Source organism: Microbacterium sp. 10M-3C3, assembly GCF_003931875.1.
In the GTDB taxonomy this organism is placed as follows: domain Bacteria; phylum Actinomycetota; class Actinomycetes; order Actinomycetales; family Microbacteriaceae; genus Microbacterium.
The window spans coordinates 1,774,947-1,789,754 of sequence record NZ_CP034245.1; the positions used below are offsets into that span (position 1 = coordinate 1,774,947).

Genomic DNA, 14,808 nt, shown 5'->3' on the forward strand with positions numbered 1-14,808 from the left:
CCGGCACGGTCGCCGTCCGCCCACAGGCGGGACGGCGATGCTCTGCTTTCCCCACCCGAATCGAGCCGCACCCATGTCTTCCCGCCCCGAGCACATCCCGCCCCTCTACGACAGCTTCGCGCTGTACGGCAGCGGGGTCACTCTCGTCGCCGTCCGAGACGTCCCGGGCGACCAGGACCGCTTCTTCATCGCAGCCTCCGTCCTCACGAGCTCCGTGAACCCGTTCACGATCGCTCTGTCCGTCGGCCAGGATCGCGATGCCCTCCCCCTCATCACGGCCGGTGCCCCGTGGGCCGTCTCGGTGCTCTCCGTGCACCACCTCCCGCTCGTGCGCCTGCTCACCGCCCGCACGACGCGCGCCGAGCGGCTCGACGCCCTCGGCGCCGCCGGTGCGGAGGTCTCCCCCGAAGGTCCGCTCTGGCTGCCCGACGCGCTCGTGACCCTGTGGTGCACCACGCACGCCACGATGCCACTGCACGATCAATTGCTCCTCGTGGGCAGTGTCCTTCGCGGCAGCTCCCACCAGGCCGATCTGCCGCTGCTGCGCTGGAACCGGGACTTCCACACGGTCGCCGAACTGCCGAACGGCGAAGCAGCTATCCCGTCCCGCCGCCGCCCGGTCACCTCTCTCACTACGGAGCTCTCATGACATCCACCCACACCACCCCCACACCCGCCACACCCGTCACACCCGACGTCATCGACCCGCGCAGCATGCGGGTCATCTGGCTGCTGCTCGTCGCCGCCTTCGTCGCGATCCTCAACGAGACGACGATGGGCATCGCGATTCCGCACCTCAACGAGGATCTGCACGTGCCGCCCGAGCTCGGCCAGTGGATGACCAGCGGCTTCATGCTCACCATGGCGGTCGTCATCCCGACCACCGGATTCCTTCTGCAACGCTTCACCACGAGGCAGGTCTTCCTGGCCGCGATGACAGCGTTCTCCCTCGGAACCCTCGTGTGCCTGATCGCGCCCGGCTTCGTCATCCTGCTCGTCGGCCGCGTCATCCAGGCGCTCGGCACCGGCATCATGATGCCGCTGCTGATGACCACCGTCATGAAGGTCGTGCCGCCGCATTCGCGAGGAAGGATGATGGGTCGCGTCAGCCTCGTCATCTCCCTGGCACCCGCCATCGGACCGACCCTGTCCGGCGCTGTGCTCGACCTCCTCAGTTGGCGCTGGCTGTTCGCCATCGTCCTGCCGATCGCGCTGATCTCCCTCCTCATCGGGATGCGCTGGATGACCAACCTGGGCGAGACCACCAAGGCGCCCATTGACATCCTCTCCATCATCCTGTCGGCGCTGGCCTTCGGCGGCATCGTCTTCGGACTGACCCAGCTCGGCAGAGGCGAAGGCACGCCAGACGCCGCACCCTCCGGCATCACGCCTGCCACGCTTGGCGCGTTCACCCTGTCGATCGGCGTCGTGACGCTCGCCCTGTTCGTCTGGCGTCAGCTCGTTCTGCAACGCAAGGACAACGCCCTACTGGATCTGCGCGTCTTCCGCTCGCGAAACTTCACGATCGCGATCATCATCATGTCCGTCATCGCCTTGGCGATGTTCGGCACACTCACACTGCTGCCGCTCTACCTCCAGAACGTCGCCGGACTCGACGCCCTCGTCGCCGGACTCATCCTGCTCCCCGGGTCAATCCTCATGGGGCTCCTCGCCCCGCTGATGGGACGCATCTACGACGCGAAGGGCCCGAAGACACTGCTCGCCCCGGGAACGATCATCATCTCCGCGGTGCTGTTCCTGTACTCGTTGGTCGGTGCGCACACCCCGGTCTGGCAGCTGATCGCGATGCAGACGGCGATGTCGGTCGGGATGGCGATGTCGTTCACACCCCTGTTCTCTGCGTCCCTCGGGTCGCTGGAGCGCAGGCTCTACTCTCACGGGTCCGCCGTGCTCAACACCCTGCAGCAAGTCGCAGGAGCCGCGGGCGTGGCGATCCTCATCGCCGCCTACTCCAGCCTCCTGCACACCGGTGAACAGCAGGGACTCGACCCTGCCGACGCCGGCGCGTCCGGGACGCAGGCCGCGTTCCTCATCGCCGCGATCATCTCACTCGCGCCCGTCGTCCTGTCGTTCTTCATCCGCAAGCCCGCCGACCAGGAAGTCCCTGAGGGCGCCGAAGTGCGCGGATCGACCGCGTGACTCCGGGTCGGTTCGACGGCTCCGTCCGCGTCGCGTTCCGCACGACGGCGATCGTCGAGGCGTTCAGTTGGCTCGCCCTGCTCACCGCGCTTGTGGTCAAGTACCCGCTGCAGGGATCGCCGCACGGTGTGACCGTCGCCGGGTGGGTGCACGGCATCGCCTGGATCGCGTTCGTGATCGCGTGCCTCGCCGCCGCCATCCGATTCCGCTGGGCGTGGTGGGTGACGCTGCTGGGACTGGTGATGTCGGTGCTGCCGTTCCTCACTGTGCCGTTCGACATCTGGATGGAGCGCACGCGCCGCCTGGGAAAGTCCGGTCGTGCGTGGACCGTCACCGTTGCAGGCCGTTCCCCGGCGAGGAGCGTGGGCTCGGTCACCGCGTCGGAGGTCAGCACGGTGCCACGGTCGAGCACCGGCCCATACTGGTCGATCACGAGCTGCAGCGCCGCGTCATGCAGCGGGTGACCGGGCGCGAGCAGTTCGGCGCGGGGCGTGCCCTGAACGTCGATGGTGGCGGCGTCGAAGGTGATGCGCTCGTAGCGGCGGGCGACGGGTGCGCGCCCGGCGCGTTCGCGGATGCTCGCGGGGACGTGGGTGATCTCGTAGCGGCCCTTCTCGCGCCGCTCGATGCGTCCGCTCGCGCGGTCGAAGGCTTCGAGGAAGGCGTCGCGGATGAAGTGCGGCTGGAGGCGCTTGGCCTTGGCGTCCTCCATTTGGCGGCGCAGCTCCTCCAGGTCGGTGGGCGCGAGGGCTTCGCTGGCGAGGGCTTCGTCGTCGAGCAGTTCCTGGAGCCCGGCGGAGACGCCCTCGTCGATGACCGCCCACATCTTCGCCTTCACGTCGGGCTGCTCGCCGTAGCGGATCGCGTCGCGCAGCACGCGGGTCAGCGACAGGTCGCCGAGGGAGGTGCCGAGCACGTTGAAGATCTCGCCGTCGTAGGCGGCGCGCTGCTCTTCGATCTTGTCGAGCAGGCGGATGAACACCTCGCCCTCGCGGGTGTCCTCGGCGACGAGGTTCCACAGTCGGCACACCTCGGTCTGGCCGATGCGGTGGATGCGACCGAATCGCTGCTCGATGCGGTTCGGGTTCCACGGCAGGTCGTAGTTCACCATCAGATGCGCGGCCTGGAGGTTCAGGCCCTCCCCCGCGGCGTCGGTGGCGATGAGGATCTGCACCTCGGGGTTCGAGGTGAACTCGGCCGTGATGCGGCGTCGCTCGTAACGGGGAACACCACCGTGAATCGCGACCACGGCCTCGCGCCTGCCCAGGAGCTGCGTGATGCGCCGCTCCAGGTAGATCAGGGTGTCACGGTGCTCGGTGAAGACGATGAGCTTGCGCGGCTTGCCGTCCGGCGTCGTGAGCACCTGGCTCTCGATCACACCGCGCAACTCGCGCCACTTCACGTCCTGCTGCGAGTCCAGCAGCCTGCGGGCGTGCTCGGTCAATCGGCGCAGGTCCGCGATCTTGGTCTCCAGCTCGGCCGCGGTGCGCGCTGCGGTCGCCGCGTCGACAAGTTCCTCCTCGGCCTCCTCCAGCTCGGCCGCGTCGAGTTCGTCGGTGTCGAAGTCGCCGCTGTCGGGGTCGTCGCCGAGCAGCGAGGCGGGGGCTTCGCGCGGCGGGGCGTCGAGGATGCCGTCGAGCAGGTCGGCGCGGGTGCGCTCCAGCCGGTCGGTGCGGCGGCGCAGCGACTGGAAGATCGCCTCCGGGCTGGACGCGAGACGCCGCTGGAGGACCGTGAGCGCGAAGCCGACCGTGTTCTTCCGCTTGCCCTCCAGCCGGTCGGCGAGGTTCATCCCGTTGCGGACGTACTCGGTGACCTCTTCGTAGAGGTACTGCTCGTCGGGCGACAGCCGGTAGGAGGCGGTCTCGGCGATCCGCTCGGGGAACAGCGGACGCCCCTCGAAGGTGACCAGCTTCTCCTTCAACATGCGCCTCATCAGCCCGTCGGCGGTGCCGGTCTGCGCATGCCGGTCGCCGGGACCGGCAAAGCGATTCGCGGTCGAGCAGCGAGAGGAAGGTCTGGAAGTCCTCCTCCTTGCCGTTGTGCGGCGTCGCCGTCATCAGCAGGAAGTGCCGGGCGCGCTCGCTCAGCAGCTCGCCGAGCTGGAACCGCTTCGACGCCTTCAGCTCGCCACTGAACCAGGACGCGCTCATCCGGTGCGCCTCGTCCACGACCACGAGGTCGAACTCGGCCTGCTCGATCTGTTCCAGCAGCACTTCATTCCGGGCGAGCTGATCCATTCGCGCGATGAGCAGCCGCTTCTGCTCGAACACGCTCTTTCCCGGTGCGGTGTCCTCCGCGCCGGGCGCGAGAATCTCGAACTCCAAGCCGAACTTCAGCGCCAGCTCGTCCTGCCACTGCTCCACCAGCCCGCCGGGGGCCACCACAAGACAGGTGCGCACGTCGTCCCGGAGGATCAGTTCCTTGATATAGAGCCCGGCCATGATCGTCTTGCCCGCGCCGGGGTCGTCCGCCAGCAGGAACCGCAGCGGCGTGCGCGGCAGCAGCTCCCCGTACACCGCGCGGATCTGATGCGGCAACGGCTGCACGTCGCTCGTCGCCACCGCCAGCATCGGATCATGCAGCCCCGCGAGCATGATGCGCTGCGCCTCAGCAGCCAGCCGGAAATTGCGCGGATCGGCATCGAAGGGACGGCCGGACTCCAGGTGCGGCGCGATCTTCGCCTCGTCCTCACGGAAGAGCACGACCTGCCCGAGCGCCCCGTTGTCGTCCTGGTAGGTCACCTCGACCGCGTTCGCGCCGTGCATCTGCGCCGCCAGCACCGTGACGGCGCGCCCCGGCACGATGCCTGCTAGCCGCGCAGTCGCGGCGATGTCCTCTAGCCGCACGGCGACCCTTCCGACTCGAAACTCGACTTCGAGACTACCGACGAGTGCCGACGTTCAAGACGGGACGTGCGCAGTGAGCCAGGCGTTCACCGCGCTCTGCCATCGGTCGTGGTCAGAGTTCCAAGAGAGCGTATGACCGGCCTCGAAGACTTCCAGCGAAACAAGGTCAGGCCGAGAATCTCGGAGTGCTTGTGAGAGCTGTATCGGCACGGAGTCGTCGTGGGTGCCGTGAAGGATGAGCGTGGGCGCGGTGAGTTCCTCGGCACGAACCGTCCAGTCGAAGGATCGGAGCGGGATGCGCTCGGGCAGGCCGACCATCCGGGCCAGCGGGCGGAGCGTCAGCCACGGGATCGCGAGGCTCCCCGCGGCTGAGGGGAGTCCGCTGCGGGTGCAGTTCGCCTTGATGACTTCGGTCCAGTCGAGCACAGGCGAGTCGAGCACGAGACCGGCGATGCTGCGTCGATATGACGGGTGGTGAGCGAGCTGGAGCGCGATGGCCGCGCCCATCGACCATCCGAACAGCACGACCTGTCGGGCTCCGTGCCGCATCGCGTACTCGACAGCGGCCGCGGCGTCGTCGACCTCAGTGAAGCCGAGTGTTGAGCGACCGTTGCCGACTTTCGGGCCTTCGCCGTCGGCTCGGTAGCTGATGACGAGCGAGGTGTGGCCGCGCTCGGTCGCGGCGAGCACGCCGCGAAGGGTTCCGGCCCGGACGCTGCCGAGGCCATGAAGGTGGATCGCCCACGTTGACCTGGCACCGTCGCCGTCGATGCGCCAGGCTGGGGCAGGCCCCGCGCGGGTGTCGATGGTGATGTCGTGTGCATGAAGGCTGGCGTCGTGCGGTGTCGCGTAGTAGATGCCGCTCCAGGAGACGTGATCGCCAGCCCTGAGAGTGAGCCCCGATGCCGTGCTCGTCACCCGTCGTGCGATCAGAGTCGGTCCACGGTCGAGCACTTCCTCGGAGAGTTGCGCCCAGCCTCCGTTCTCGAACCAGAGGTTGTAAGCGCCTTCGGCTGCGGTCTGGGGAGTTCGGTCGAGCACAATGAGACAGGCGTCGCCGTCGTATTCCACTTCGCGGACGATCAGATCGTATCTTCGCGTGCTGGGGGCCGTCAGCCGCCGCGCGATCGCCCATCCGACACCCAACGCGCCTGCCGCAACGAGTCCGGCACCTAGCGCGACCCGTCGCATCACGAACTGCCCCCCTGGTCGACCCGGCTTCCTGGCGAAGCGGTGGTCCGTGTCGCCCTCGTGTCGAGTCCGAGGAGGTGGCTCTCGGCGCGATTCAGTAGGGCGCGCTCTGCTGCGCTGATGTCGAAGGTGACGCGCGGGTCGATCATCGCGTCGCGGATCTCAACGATCTCTCGGTGTAGACGGCTCTCCAAGTCATCCGCCCTCGCAGCGAGCGGGTCTGCTTGGCTCAGCCCAGGCCGCACGAGGGACGCCCGCTTCCAGAGAGGCTCCAACTGTGTCGCGAGGCCGACGGTGTGCTTCCGGCGCATGTCGTGCTGTGCGCGGCGGACGGCAGGCTGCGCGGCGAAGCCCGCGCATAGGAAAAGGAACGCGAGTAGAGAGAGCGGTTCGTAGGCGGGTTGGACGGCGCGCATGAGATCGAGATGTCCTGTGACGTGTGCGACGTCCATGATGAGCACGGCCAGGCACAGCGCGCCGCCGAACGCCGATCCCAGGCTCAGCAGAGCCGCGGGGAGACGCTGGATGCCGGAGCTGCGCAGATACTGCCGCGCGGCGAGGATCATCATCGTCGTGATTACGAGGAAGAAGTAGCTGAAGTTGATGATCGAGTAGGCCGCTGCTGCGGGTTGCGCGCCGAGGTCGATCATGAACCGAGTCGTGGTTGTGCCTCGGTCGATAAACACGAACGTCGTGGTGATCGCAAGAAGCGAGGTGAGGAGCACGGGGATGCCCACGGCGACCCGCACGAGCCTGGGGCGGTACTCGTCGGCCTTCATGACGCCTCGACCGAGAAAGAAGATCCCGGTCATCAGCAGCCCATCCGAAACGAGGGTCGTGACATTCGTCCCGCCAAGAAGCGGATCGGTGGCGAGGTAGATGGCGTCGACGTTCAGGGTCATTGCGACGGCAATCGTGAAGGAAGCGTAGGTGATGCTTCGATCCGCCCGTTTGCGGCGGAAGATGAGCAGGCTCGCCACGAGCGCCCACATGAGCGTCGCGACGAGCGCCTGGATCACCCGAAAATCTCCGAATAGCGGGACTCGGCGAACACCGATCCTCGGATGCCCGCGGCCAGCCGATCTGCGAGCGACTCGGCGGCGATCTCCGTCTCACTGTCGATGTCCTGTCGCTTGAGCAGGCGTCCGCGCGTGTGAGGAGGGATGTTGGGCAGCAAGACGTCCCCGGCTGTGCAATCGTCGCCCTCCGTGTGACCGAGGATCATGTGGGCCAACTCGTGAAGGACGAACTGCTGGCGGTGCAGTGCAGAGTCGCTGCGTGCGTGGAGCACGAAGTCCTCGGTGTCGGTGACCAGCCAGAGCGCACAGATGCCGTCGCGGGTGTCGAGGTCGGCGAGCTCGACGACGCGGAGCCTACGATGGCGCCGTTCCTGTATGGCCTGGAGAAGGTGCGCAAGCGTGAATCTGCTGCCGAGCCGCAGATCGGAGACGGCGGCCGTTACGGTTTCTTCGGTGTTCACGTTTACCCCCTCTCGGCCGAGCACTACTGGCCTCGGCTCCGTGGTGCGCGACACCCGTCAGTGCTCGGGTGTTCGCATCATTTCCTCGTCCAGGAACTTGCCGATGGCTTGGAGCGCCTTCGGCGAGATATCGCCGAGTGTGCGTGCAGCGTAGGACTTCACCTTCGCTGCACGCATCGCGCGCACGAGGTCGAGCTGGGCGGAGACCTTCTCCGGGGTTGCCACGCCGCTCTCCCCCGCAAGAAAGGCAGCATCAACGTCGAAGAAGTCCGCGAGTCCCTCGAAGACTGCAGTGTCCTGAACGTATCGGTGGCCGTTGACCATGTACGTCCATCGTGATCGAGACAGGCTGATGCCACGCTGTCTCAGATACTCCGCGATCTGCGAGTAGGTCGGTTCGGAGCCGGACTCGGCGACAGCGACATCCATCAGAAGTCGCAGGCGTTTGGCGAGGTCGTCAGCCGCAGCCTGACTTTCGTCTTCAGTCATCGTCGCTGACCCCCCTTCCCTTCGGGAGGGCGAAGGCATCGACGTAGCCCAGGCCCAAGGGTAGTTGTGCATGCTCAATCTACCCGTTGAGCATGCACAAATCAACCGTTGCGCATGCTCAACGTGCGGTGTTAGAACGGAGTCTCGGGAGAGTTTTGAGCATGCTCAACGGGGTTTCCCGACGAGCGGGAGGAGACGATTCCATGAGCACAGCGACCCGCAGCCTGACCGCGTTGCCCATCGGACGGCAACCGTCTCTTGGGAACCCCGGCGCACCTGATCGACAAGAGCCCCACGGCTCACGCCCAGGCGAGAGGAGGTGCCGAGATGACGATACCGGAAGCCTCGCGCGGAGAGCGCCAGCCTATGGATGCCGCCGCCCTGCTCGCCTCGCTCACCGGGCTGTCGCCGAGCGCCGCAGCGTGTCGCTACGCCGAGGCAGGCATCCCGGTCTTTCCCTGCGTCACAGGAGGCAAGCGCCCGCTGACCAAACGGGGATTCCACGAGGCGAGCACCGAACCGCGCCAGGTCGCTCGCTGGTGGGCGCGTTGGCCGCGCGCCAACATCGGGATGCCGACGGGTCAGATCTCCGGGCTGGAGGTCGTGGATGTCGACGTGCACGGGGCGATCCGCGGCTTCGCAGCGTTCGAGCTGGCCCGGCGCGAGGGGCTGACGGATCGCTGGGCCGCGTTCATCCGCACGCCCTCGGGCGGAGTCCATGCCTACTACCCGGCCGACCCCGAGCTGGTGCAGCCGTCCTGGCAGGTGGCGCGTGCTGGCATCGACTTCCGGGGATCGGGCGGCTACGTCATCGTGCCGCCCTCGATCATCGCCACCGATGCGGGGCCGAGTGCGTATGCCCTCATCGGCTCCGGGCGAGGCGACGCGGTTCCCGTCGATGCCCGCGCGCTACGGCAGTTCCTCGATCCGCGACCGGCGCGCCCGATGCCCGTCATCCCTGTCGAGCGAACGGACGACATTGACGTGGAGCGGATCGCCCGCTGGGTCGGAATGCGCGGCGAGGGCGAGCGCAACCGCGGCCTGTTCTGGGCCTCGTGTCGACTCATCGAGGCGGGTATCCCGCCCGACCGCGTGCGTGCCGCGCTGGGGCCGGCTGCCGAGCGCGCAGGCTTGCCCACGCCGGAGATCGAGACGACGATCCGCTCGGCGCACCGCGTAGCGAGGGGCGCACAATCCGCGCCTACCGCCAGTTCCGTGCCCAGCCATGCAGCTCAGCCTTCATCGGGTCAGGTGCTCTCGTGATCCCCGGCAGCACGCAGCAGCCGCGCGGGCGGATCGCCGTGTGGACGGCGGTAGCTGGGACCGTATTCATCGCCGCAGCCGCCTTCTGGCTGTCGTTCACGGCGCTCGCCGACCTCGCGCGACGCTCCGGCGTCGATGAGAGCCAGGCGTGGGCATGGCCGCTCATCGTGGACGGCATCATCGTCGTCGCCACGGTGTCCGTCGTCGCGCTCGCGGGGCAACGTGCCGCCTGGTATCCGTGGCTCCTGCTCATGGCCGGTGCCGCGGTCTCGGTCGCCGCCAACGCGATCCACGCGGTCGTCGCCGCTGACGCCGACGTTCCTTCGGCCCTCGCAGGATCGGTCGCCGCAGTACCGCCGCTCGTGCTGCTGGCGATCACTCACCTGACGGTGGTGCTCACTCGACGGTTCCGTGGAGAGCCGTTGACGCAGACGGCCGAGTTGGTCTCGAGCGCGGTCGAGTACCTGTCGCCGGAACCGTCTGCGCACCTTGCTCCTAGAGAACTCGCCCTGCGACTGAAGGAGGACGGCATGACGAACACCGCCATCGCTCGCGCGACCGGGGTGCATCCGTCCACGGTCGGCCGCTGGCTGGCGACGCCCGCGCTCTCCGCCGCATCGGAAGGAGGCGCGCTGTGAACGATGAGTTGCCGGAGGACGAGCACGCGCGTCGGCTTGCCGATGTCCTCCACACGCTGAAGCCGACTCCGAGCGAGGCTGCCGAGATCTCGGAGCTGGCGCGCCACACGGACCCGTGGCTCGCCGCGCAGAGGTGGCGAGGCGGCCACCCACTCCTGGAGCGGCTGAGCGCAGAGCACGACCGCAGCCAGGTCGTGTGGGTGCGCCCGACCGAGCTGCTCCCATCCGCCTCGGCCCGCATGATCGGGCGCAGCATCGACCTGCGCACCGAACTGGCGCGCCGCGTCGAGGAACGTCGGCAGACCTCGCCGCAGGCAACTCCGGTGACCCGGCCCGGCATCAGGGGGCGTGCCCAGGGCATCGCGCCGCTCTCCGCGTTCGGGCAGTCGCCCGCGCACCAGTCCTCTGTCAGCCGCGACCCGCTCCGCCGCCTGTGAGCGCGCCATGTCTGCCCAGGCCGCTCCCACGTCGTTCCGCACCCCGGAGGGACTGCGCGCGCTCCTGGAGCGTCTTCACGACGATGGGAAAGGCGCGTGGCGGCGCGACGTGGATGTCGCGGCGCTCATGGAGTACACGGCGGGTCGGTACGCGAGCCTCGCGCGAAAGCACGGCCTCGACCCGTGGGAGGCGGCGAGCGCCGCGTTCGACGCGATGCGCACCCCGGCCGTGCGCAACGCGGAAGATCCGTGGGCCGTCGTCACCCGGGCCGTGCAGGTCACACTGATCGCCGAGGAACGGGGCAATGGGCTGCTGTGCTCGACGCATCAGGCACGCAGGCCGCAATACAGCGGCTTCCACGACCCGGAGCGGTTCAGCGACCGAGAGAACCCACTCACCGACTACCACGAAGCGTTGCAGGTCGCGCCCGCGGGTGAGGACGAGAACGAATCGGACGACGAGGCATCTGGCGTCGTCCGTGCAGTCGAGGACGCGATCAAGCTACTGGCGCTGCTCGACTGGCCGGAGCAGACGGCGCGCGCGGCCATCGAGCACATCTGCACTCGACTCGGCGACGCGCCGTCGCGGGCGAGCGCAGCGGAATCGCTTCGGCGAGACCCACACGCTCGGGCCGTGCTCGATCTGTCGTCGACGAGCTGGAACGCGCTGCTCCGTGCGATCCTCGGCAACCCCGATCCCGATCAGGCCCACACCGCCGTCGGCCGCGGCGTGCTGTTCCGCCTTCTTGTCGGCGAGCCCCTGCGTGCGCTGCTCACCGATGACGACCTCGTGCTGCTGCTCGGCCTGAACGCGCCCACTCTGGCGGGGGCGAGGTGAGCACATGGCGGCGAGCACCGGGCACATCGAGCTGGAACGCACCATCGACTCCATCGTCGTCGGCAGCCGTCATCGCATGGAGCTGGGCGACATCGACGCACTCGCAGCATCCATCGAACGTGACGGACTTCTCCAGCCTCCGACCGTGACACCGGACGGCGTGCTCGTGTGCGGCGCTCGACGCATCGCGGCGCTGCGCAAGCTCGGCCATAAGAAGGTCAACGTCTTCGTGCGCTCCGGGATCAGCGACCGGCTCCAGAGGCTCATGGCCGAGCAGGCCGACAACGTGCTCCACAAGCCATTCACGCAGACCGAGGCCGCGGCGCTGTACCGCGAGCTGAAGACGCTCATGGCCGAGGACGCCGCTCGTCGTCAGGCGGCGACGCAGTTCGGTGCTGGCGGGAAGATCGCCGGAACGAGCGGTGGTGCCGTCACGGCACCACCGCTGATCGGCGCTCCGGGCAAGTCCCGCGCGCAGGCTGCGCTCATGGTCACCGGGCGCAAGTCGTACACGAGCCTGGAACAGATCAACGACCTCCAGCGGATCGCCAATGACCCCCGACAGCCGGAGGATGTGCGCGGCTTCGCCCGCTCAGAACTCGACGCCATCGACCGCGGCTCGTCGATCACCACGGCGCACGCCCGCACGATCGCCATGCTGGCGATCCCGCAGGAGGAACCCGAACCACCCGGCGAGCTGGAGTTGCTCGCACAGGAGGCGCTGGAGCGCGCGAAGCAAGGGCGCAAGCGAGGCCCGGCACCCGGACCAGCGTCGAGCGCCGTGCCGGTTCGCTATCCGGTGCGGGCGTTCACCCTCACCTGGAGCGACCTCGATCAGTGGTGGTCACACTACGACCCTGCTGAGGTCGGCACCGCGCTGAGTGATGACCAGTGGGAGCACTTCGAGACGATCCTCGACGCTACCGTCCGTTTCTTCGACGCGGCCCGCGCCGCCCGAACCGCCCTCCAACGTCTCGCCAAGGAGAGTGCCTGATGCCGCAGACTCGCTTCCCTCGTCGCCTCATGATCCTCCTGATCGTCGGTGCCGCCGTGCTTGCCGTCCTCGTCGGAGTCGGGCTCTACGGGTTGCTGCTCGCGCCTCGATCCGAGCCTTCGCCGGGCGGCAGCTCCACGAGCGACCCACCAGGCGCTTCCACCAGCGCACCGTCCCCGACATCGAGCACGCCGCCCGTCGTCCGTGAGTCCGACGACCCCGAGAGGTTCGCGCGAGCCGTCGCCATCGCGCTGTTCACATGGGACACCGCGACCGAGTTCGGGCCGACCGACTATGCGCAAGTCATCGTGGATGTGGGCGACCCCTCCGGCAATGAGACCGCCGGGCTCGCCTCTGACGTGCGCACCTATCTCCCGACCGCGGACGCCTGGGCGCAGCTTCGCACGATGCAGACCCGCCAATGGCTCGACATCAACGACGTGTTCGTGCCGGACGAGTGGGCGACGGCGCTGGGGCAGGCAGCCGAGGGACAGATCCTTCCGGGCACCGTCGCCTACACGATCACCGGCATTCGGCAACGCGAGGGCATCAACGGCACCGAGCCCGTGACCAGCTCCCACGAGGTCGCGTTCACCGTCTTCATCACCTGCGAGCCGACCTTCGATACCTGCCGCGCGCTTCGCATCTCCGAGCTTGACAACCCCCTGCGTTGATCGGCACCCGCATGAAGAAGTTCGTTGTGGCCATCGCCACCCTCGTCGCAATGCTCCCCATGAGCCTGGTCGGCGTGGGTCTGCTCGTGTCGCCCGCGGTATTCGCCGCATGTCTCTCGTCAAGCTCGCTCGTTGTCGGGCCGATCCCGGAGTCGCTCACAGCCACGACGCACGCGGGCGAGACCGTGACCCTCAACCATGAGCAGCTAACCCATGCAGCCACCATCATCACGGTCGGCGCGCAGACCGAGGGTGTTGGTCGCGCTGGCATCGTCATCGCGCTCATGGCCGCACTCACCGAGTCGCGGCTACGGATGCTTGCAAACTCGGCGGCGATTCCAGAGTCGAGCGATTTCCCGAACGACGGAGAGGGCAGCGATCACGACTCTCTTGGCATATTCCAGATGCGGCCGAGCGCAGGATGGGGCACCGTCGCGGAGCTGATGAACGCGACCTACCAATCGCGCGCCTTCTACGGAGGTTCGAGCGGGCCGAACTACCCATCACCGCGCGGCCTGCTAGACATACCCGACTGGCAGCACCTCGACCCTGGCGAGGCAGCGCAAGCGGTCGAGGTCTCGGCATATCCCGACCGCTACCAGAACTACCAGCCGGTCGCCGAGGCGATCCTCGCTGCACTCACGCGCCGCGCCGAAACCACGCCGGGCGGTACGCCGATCGGCAACGTACCCGAGACGACTGCCATCGTCTTCCCACTCCCGAGCGGGACGTGGGTGAACAGCAGCGACTTCGGGTGGCGCGAAGACCCCTTCACCGGTGAGCGAGCGTTCCACTCAGGAACGGACCGGGCTGCCGACGACGGCACGCCTATCCTCGCGCTCGCCGATGGCGTGGTCAGCTTCGCCGGGCCGTCGGGTGGCTACGGCAACCTCATCATCATCGAGCACACCATCAATGGACAGCGCATCGCCTCCGCCTACGCCCACATGTGGCAGAGCGGCGTCCTCGTCAGCGTCGGGGATCGCGTCGTTGCCGGGCAGCACATCGGCAACGTCGGTTCGGCGGGCAGGTCGACCGGAGCCCATCTGCATTTCGAGATCCGGCCAGGCGGGTCGAACGCAGCGGCGGTCGATGCCGAGCCGTGGCTTGCCGCCCACGGAGTTCAGAACCTCGATGCCGCAAGCACCGCGGCGCTCTGCTCAGCACAGATGGCCGCATGACATGGACATATTCCCCGACTTCGGAGCCGTCGGCGGTCAGGCAGAACTGCGCGCCATCGTTGGCGCGCTGCTGACCATCGTGCTCATCCTCGCCGTGCTCATGCTCGTCATCTGCGCCGCAGTGTGGGCGATCTCGTCGGCGAACGGCAACATCACTTCGGCTGTCCGCGCGCGCACCGGATTCCTCGTCTCCGTCGGAGCTGCCGCACTCGCCGGCCTCGGCGTCACCTGGGTCAACTTCCTGCTCGGCGTCGGCGCGAGCATCTGACGCCAGTCCAACCGGAACAGCGTGCGCACCTACCGGGTAAAGGCGTCCCTCGCCTGCTGAAGGAGCACACAGTGATCGACATCGACCCCAATACCGACGGGTTGCCCGGCATCGAGCAGCTCCGCGTCATCGTCGGCGCGGCCATGACGGTGGGGCTCATCCTCGCCGTCCTCGCCCTCATCATCTCGGCCGTGGTCTGGGGCTACGGGGCGAACAGCTCGAATCCGCACCTCGCCAGCCGTGGCAAGGTCGGCGTGCTCGTCTCGTGCGGCGCGGCCATCATCTGCGGGGCATCCGTCACCCTGGTCAACTTCTTCTGGAACGTCGGCCAGTCGGTCTAGCACCA

The 14,808-nt window shown here is 67.8% G+C and carries 16 protein-coding genes and 1 pseudogene; 11 read left to right on the forward strand and 6 right to left on the reverse strand.

Annotated features, from left to right (window positions below; genetic code table 11):
- Positions 1–73: 73 nt before the first annotated feature.
- A complete protein-coding gene (locus EI169_RS08475; protein ID WP_125131938.1) occupies positions 74–649 on the forward strand; it encodes a flavin reductase family protein in 576 nt (191 codons plus the stop codon).
- Positions 646–2,160, forward strand: a complete 1,515-nt coding sequence (locus EI169_RS08480) for a DHA2 family efflux MFS transporter permease subunit (RefSeq protein WP_125131939.1) — start codon at positions 646–648, stop codon at positions 2,158–2,160. Before EI169_RS08475 ends, EI169_RS08480 begins: the two co-directional genes overlap by 4 nt.
- Here the strand turns inward: EI169_RS08480 and EI169_RS16805 are convergent.
- The 6 genes and pseudogenes from EI169_RS16805 to EI169_RS08510 all read right to left on the reverse strand — a co-directional run bounded on the left by EI169_RS16805 (position 2,096) and on the right by EI169_RS08510 (position 8,169).
- Complete coding sequence (locus EI169_RS16805) at positions 2,096–4,087, reverse strand: helicase-related protein (RefSeq protein ID WP_240640372.1); 1,992 nt, start codon at positions 4,085–4,087, stop codon at positions 2,096–2,098. The two genes, EI169_RS08480 and EI169_RS16805, sit on opposite strands and share 65 nt — an antisense overlap.
- 112 nt (positions 4,088–4,199) lie before the next feature.
- Positions 4,200–4,928, reverse strand: a pseudogene (locus tag EI169_RS16955) (DEAD/DEAH box helicase); the annotation flags it as partial.
- 135 nt (positions 4,929–5,063) lie between these two features.
- Positions 5,064–6,200 carry an alpha/beta fold hydrolase gene (locus EI169_RS08495; RefSeq protein WP_164515528.1) on the reverse strand — a complete coding sequence of 379 codons (1,137 nt, stop codon included), beginning with the start codon at positions 6,198–6,200 and terminating at the stop codon, positions 5,064–5,066.
- On the reverse strand, positions 6,200–7,219 hold the full coding sequence (locus EI169_RS08500; protein WP_125131941.1) for a DUF6545 domain-containing protein: 1,020 nt from the start codon (positions 7,217–7,219) through the stop codon (positions 6,200–6,202). The genes EI169_RS08495 and EI169_RS08500 overlap by 1 nt, the downstream gene beginning before the upstream one ends.
- Entirely contained in the window at positions 7,216–7,680 is a 465-nt protein-coding gene (locus tag EI169_RS08505; protein WP_125131942.1) for a hypothetical protein, read from the reverse strand. The genes EI169_RS08500 and EI169_RS08505 overlap by 4 nt, the downstream gene beginning before the upstream one ends.
- A 57-nt stretch (positions 7,681–7,737) precedes the next feature.
- The gene (locus tag EI169_RS08510; RefSeq protein WP_125131943.1) at positions 7,738–8,169 is read right to left on the reverse strand and encodes a hypothetical protein; all 432 of its coding nucleotides are present in this window, start codon (positions 8,167–8,169) and stop codon (positions 7,738–7,740) included.
- A gap of 366 nt (positions 8,170–8,535) precedes the next feature.
- Between EI169_RS08510 and EI169_RS08515 the strand changes: the two genes are divergently transcribed.
- The 9 genes from EI169_RS08515 (at position 8,536) to EI169_RS08555 (ending at position 14,803) form a co-directional block, all read left to right on the forward strand.
- Positions 8,536–9,432, forward strand: a complete 897-nt coding sequence (locus tag EI169_RS08515; RefSeq protein WP_164515470.1) for a bifunctional DNA primase/polymerase — start codon at positions 8,536–8,538, stop codon at positions 9,430–9,432.
- Positions 9,429–10,070, forward strand: a complete 642-nt coding sequence (locus EI169_RS08520) for a DUF2637 domain-containing protein (protein ID WP_240640373.1) — start codon at positions 9,429–9,431, stop codon at positions 10,068–10,070. The genes EI169_RS08515 and EI169_RS08520 overlap by 4 nt, the downstream gene beginning before the upstream one ends.
- Positions 10,067–10,507: a hypothetical protein gene (locus EI169_RS08525; protein ID WP_125131945.1), complete on the forward strand. Its 441-nt coding sequence runs from the start codon at positions 10,067–10,069 to the stop codon at positions 10,505–10,507. Before EI169_RS08520 ends, EI169_RS08525 begins: the two co-directional genes overlap by 4 nt.
- A gap of 109 nt (positions 10,508–10,616) precedes the next feature.
- The gene (locus EI169_RS08530; protein WP_346427086.1) at positions 10,617–11,345 is read left to right on the forward strand and encodes a hypothetical protein; all 729 of its coding nucleotides are present in this window, start codon (positions 10,617–10,619) and stop codon (positions 11,343–11,345) included.
- A gap of 4 nt (positions 11,346–11,349) precedes the next feature.
- Positions 11,350–12,339 (forward strand): ParB N-terminal domain-containing protein, encoded by a 990-nt coding sequence (locus EI169_RS08535; protein ID WP_125131946.1) that lies wholly within the window; start codon positions 11,350–11,352, stop codon positions 12,337–12,339.
- Positions 12,339–13,013, forward strand: a complete 675-nt coding sequence (locus EI169_RS08540; protein WP_125131947.1) for a hypothetical protein — start codon at positions 12,339–12,341, stop codon at positions 13,011–13,013. Before EI169_RS08535 ends, EI169_RS08540 begins: the two co-directional genes overlap by 1 nt.
- Before the next feature lie 11 nt (positions 13,014–13,024).
- On the forward strand, positions 13,025–14,194 hold the full coding sequence (locus EI169_RS08545) for a M23 family metallopeptidase (RefSeq protein WP_125131948.1): 1,170 nt from the start codon (positions 13,025–13,027) through the stop codon (positions 14,192–14,194).
- Position 14,195: 1 nt separating this feature from the next.
- The gene (locus tag EI169_RS08550) at positions 14,196–14,462 is read left to right on the forward strand and encodes a DUF6112 family protein (RefSeq protein ID WP_125131949.1); all 267 of its coding nucleotides are present in this window, start codon (positions 14,196–14,198) and stop codon (positions 14,460–14,462) included.
- A gap of 71 nt (positions 14,463–14,533) precedes the next feature.
- Complete coding sequence (locus tag EI169_RS08555) at positions 14,534–14,803, forward strand: DUF6112 family protein (RefSeq protein ID WP_045246597.1); 270 nt, start codon at positions 14,534–14,536, stop codon at positions 14,801–14,803.
- The last annotated feature ends 5 nt before the right edge of the window (positions 14,804–14,808 follow it).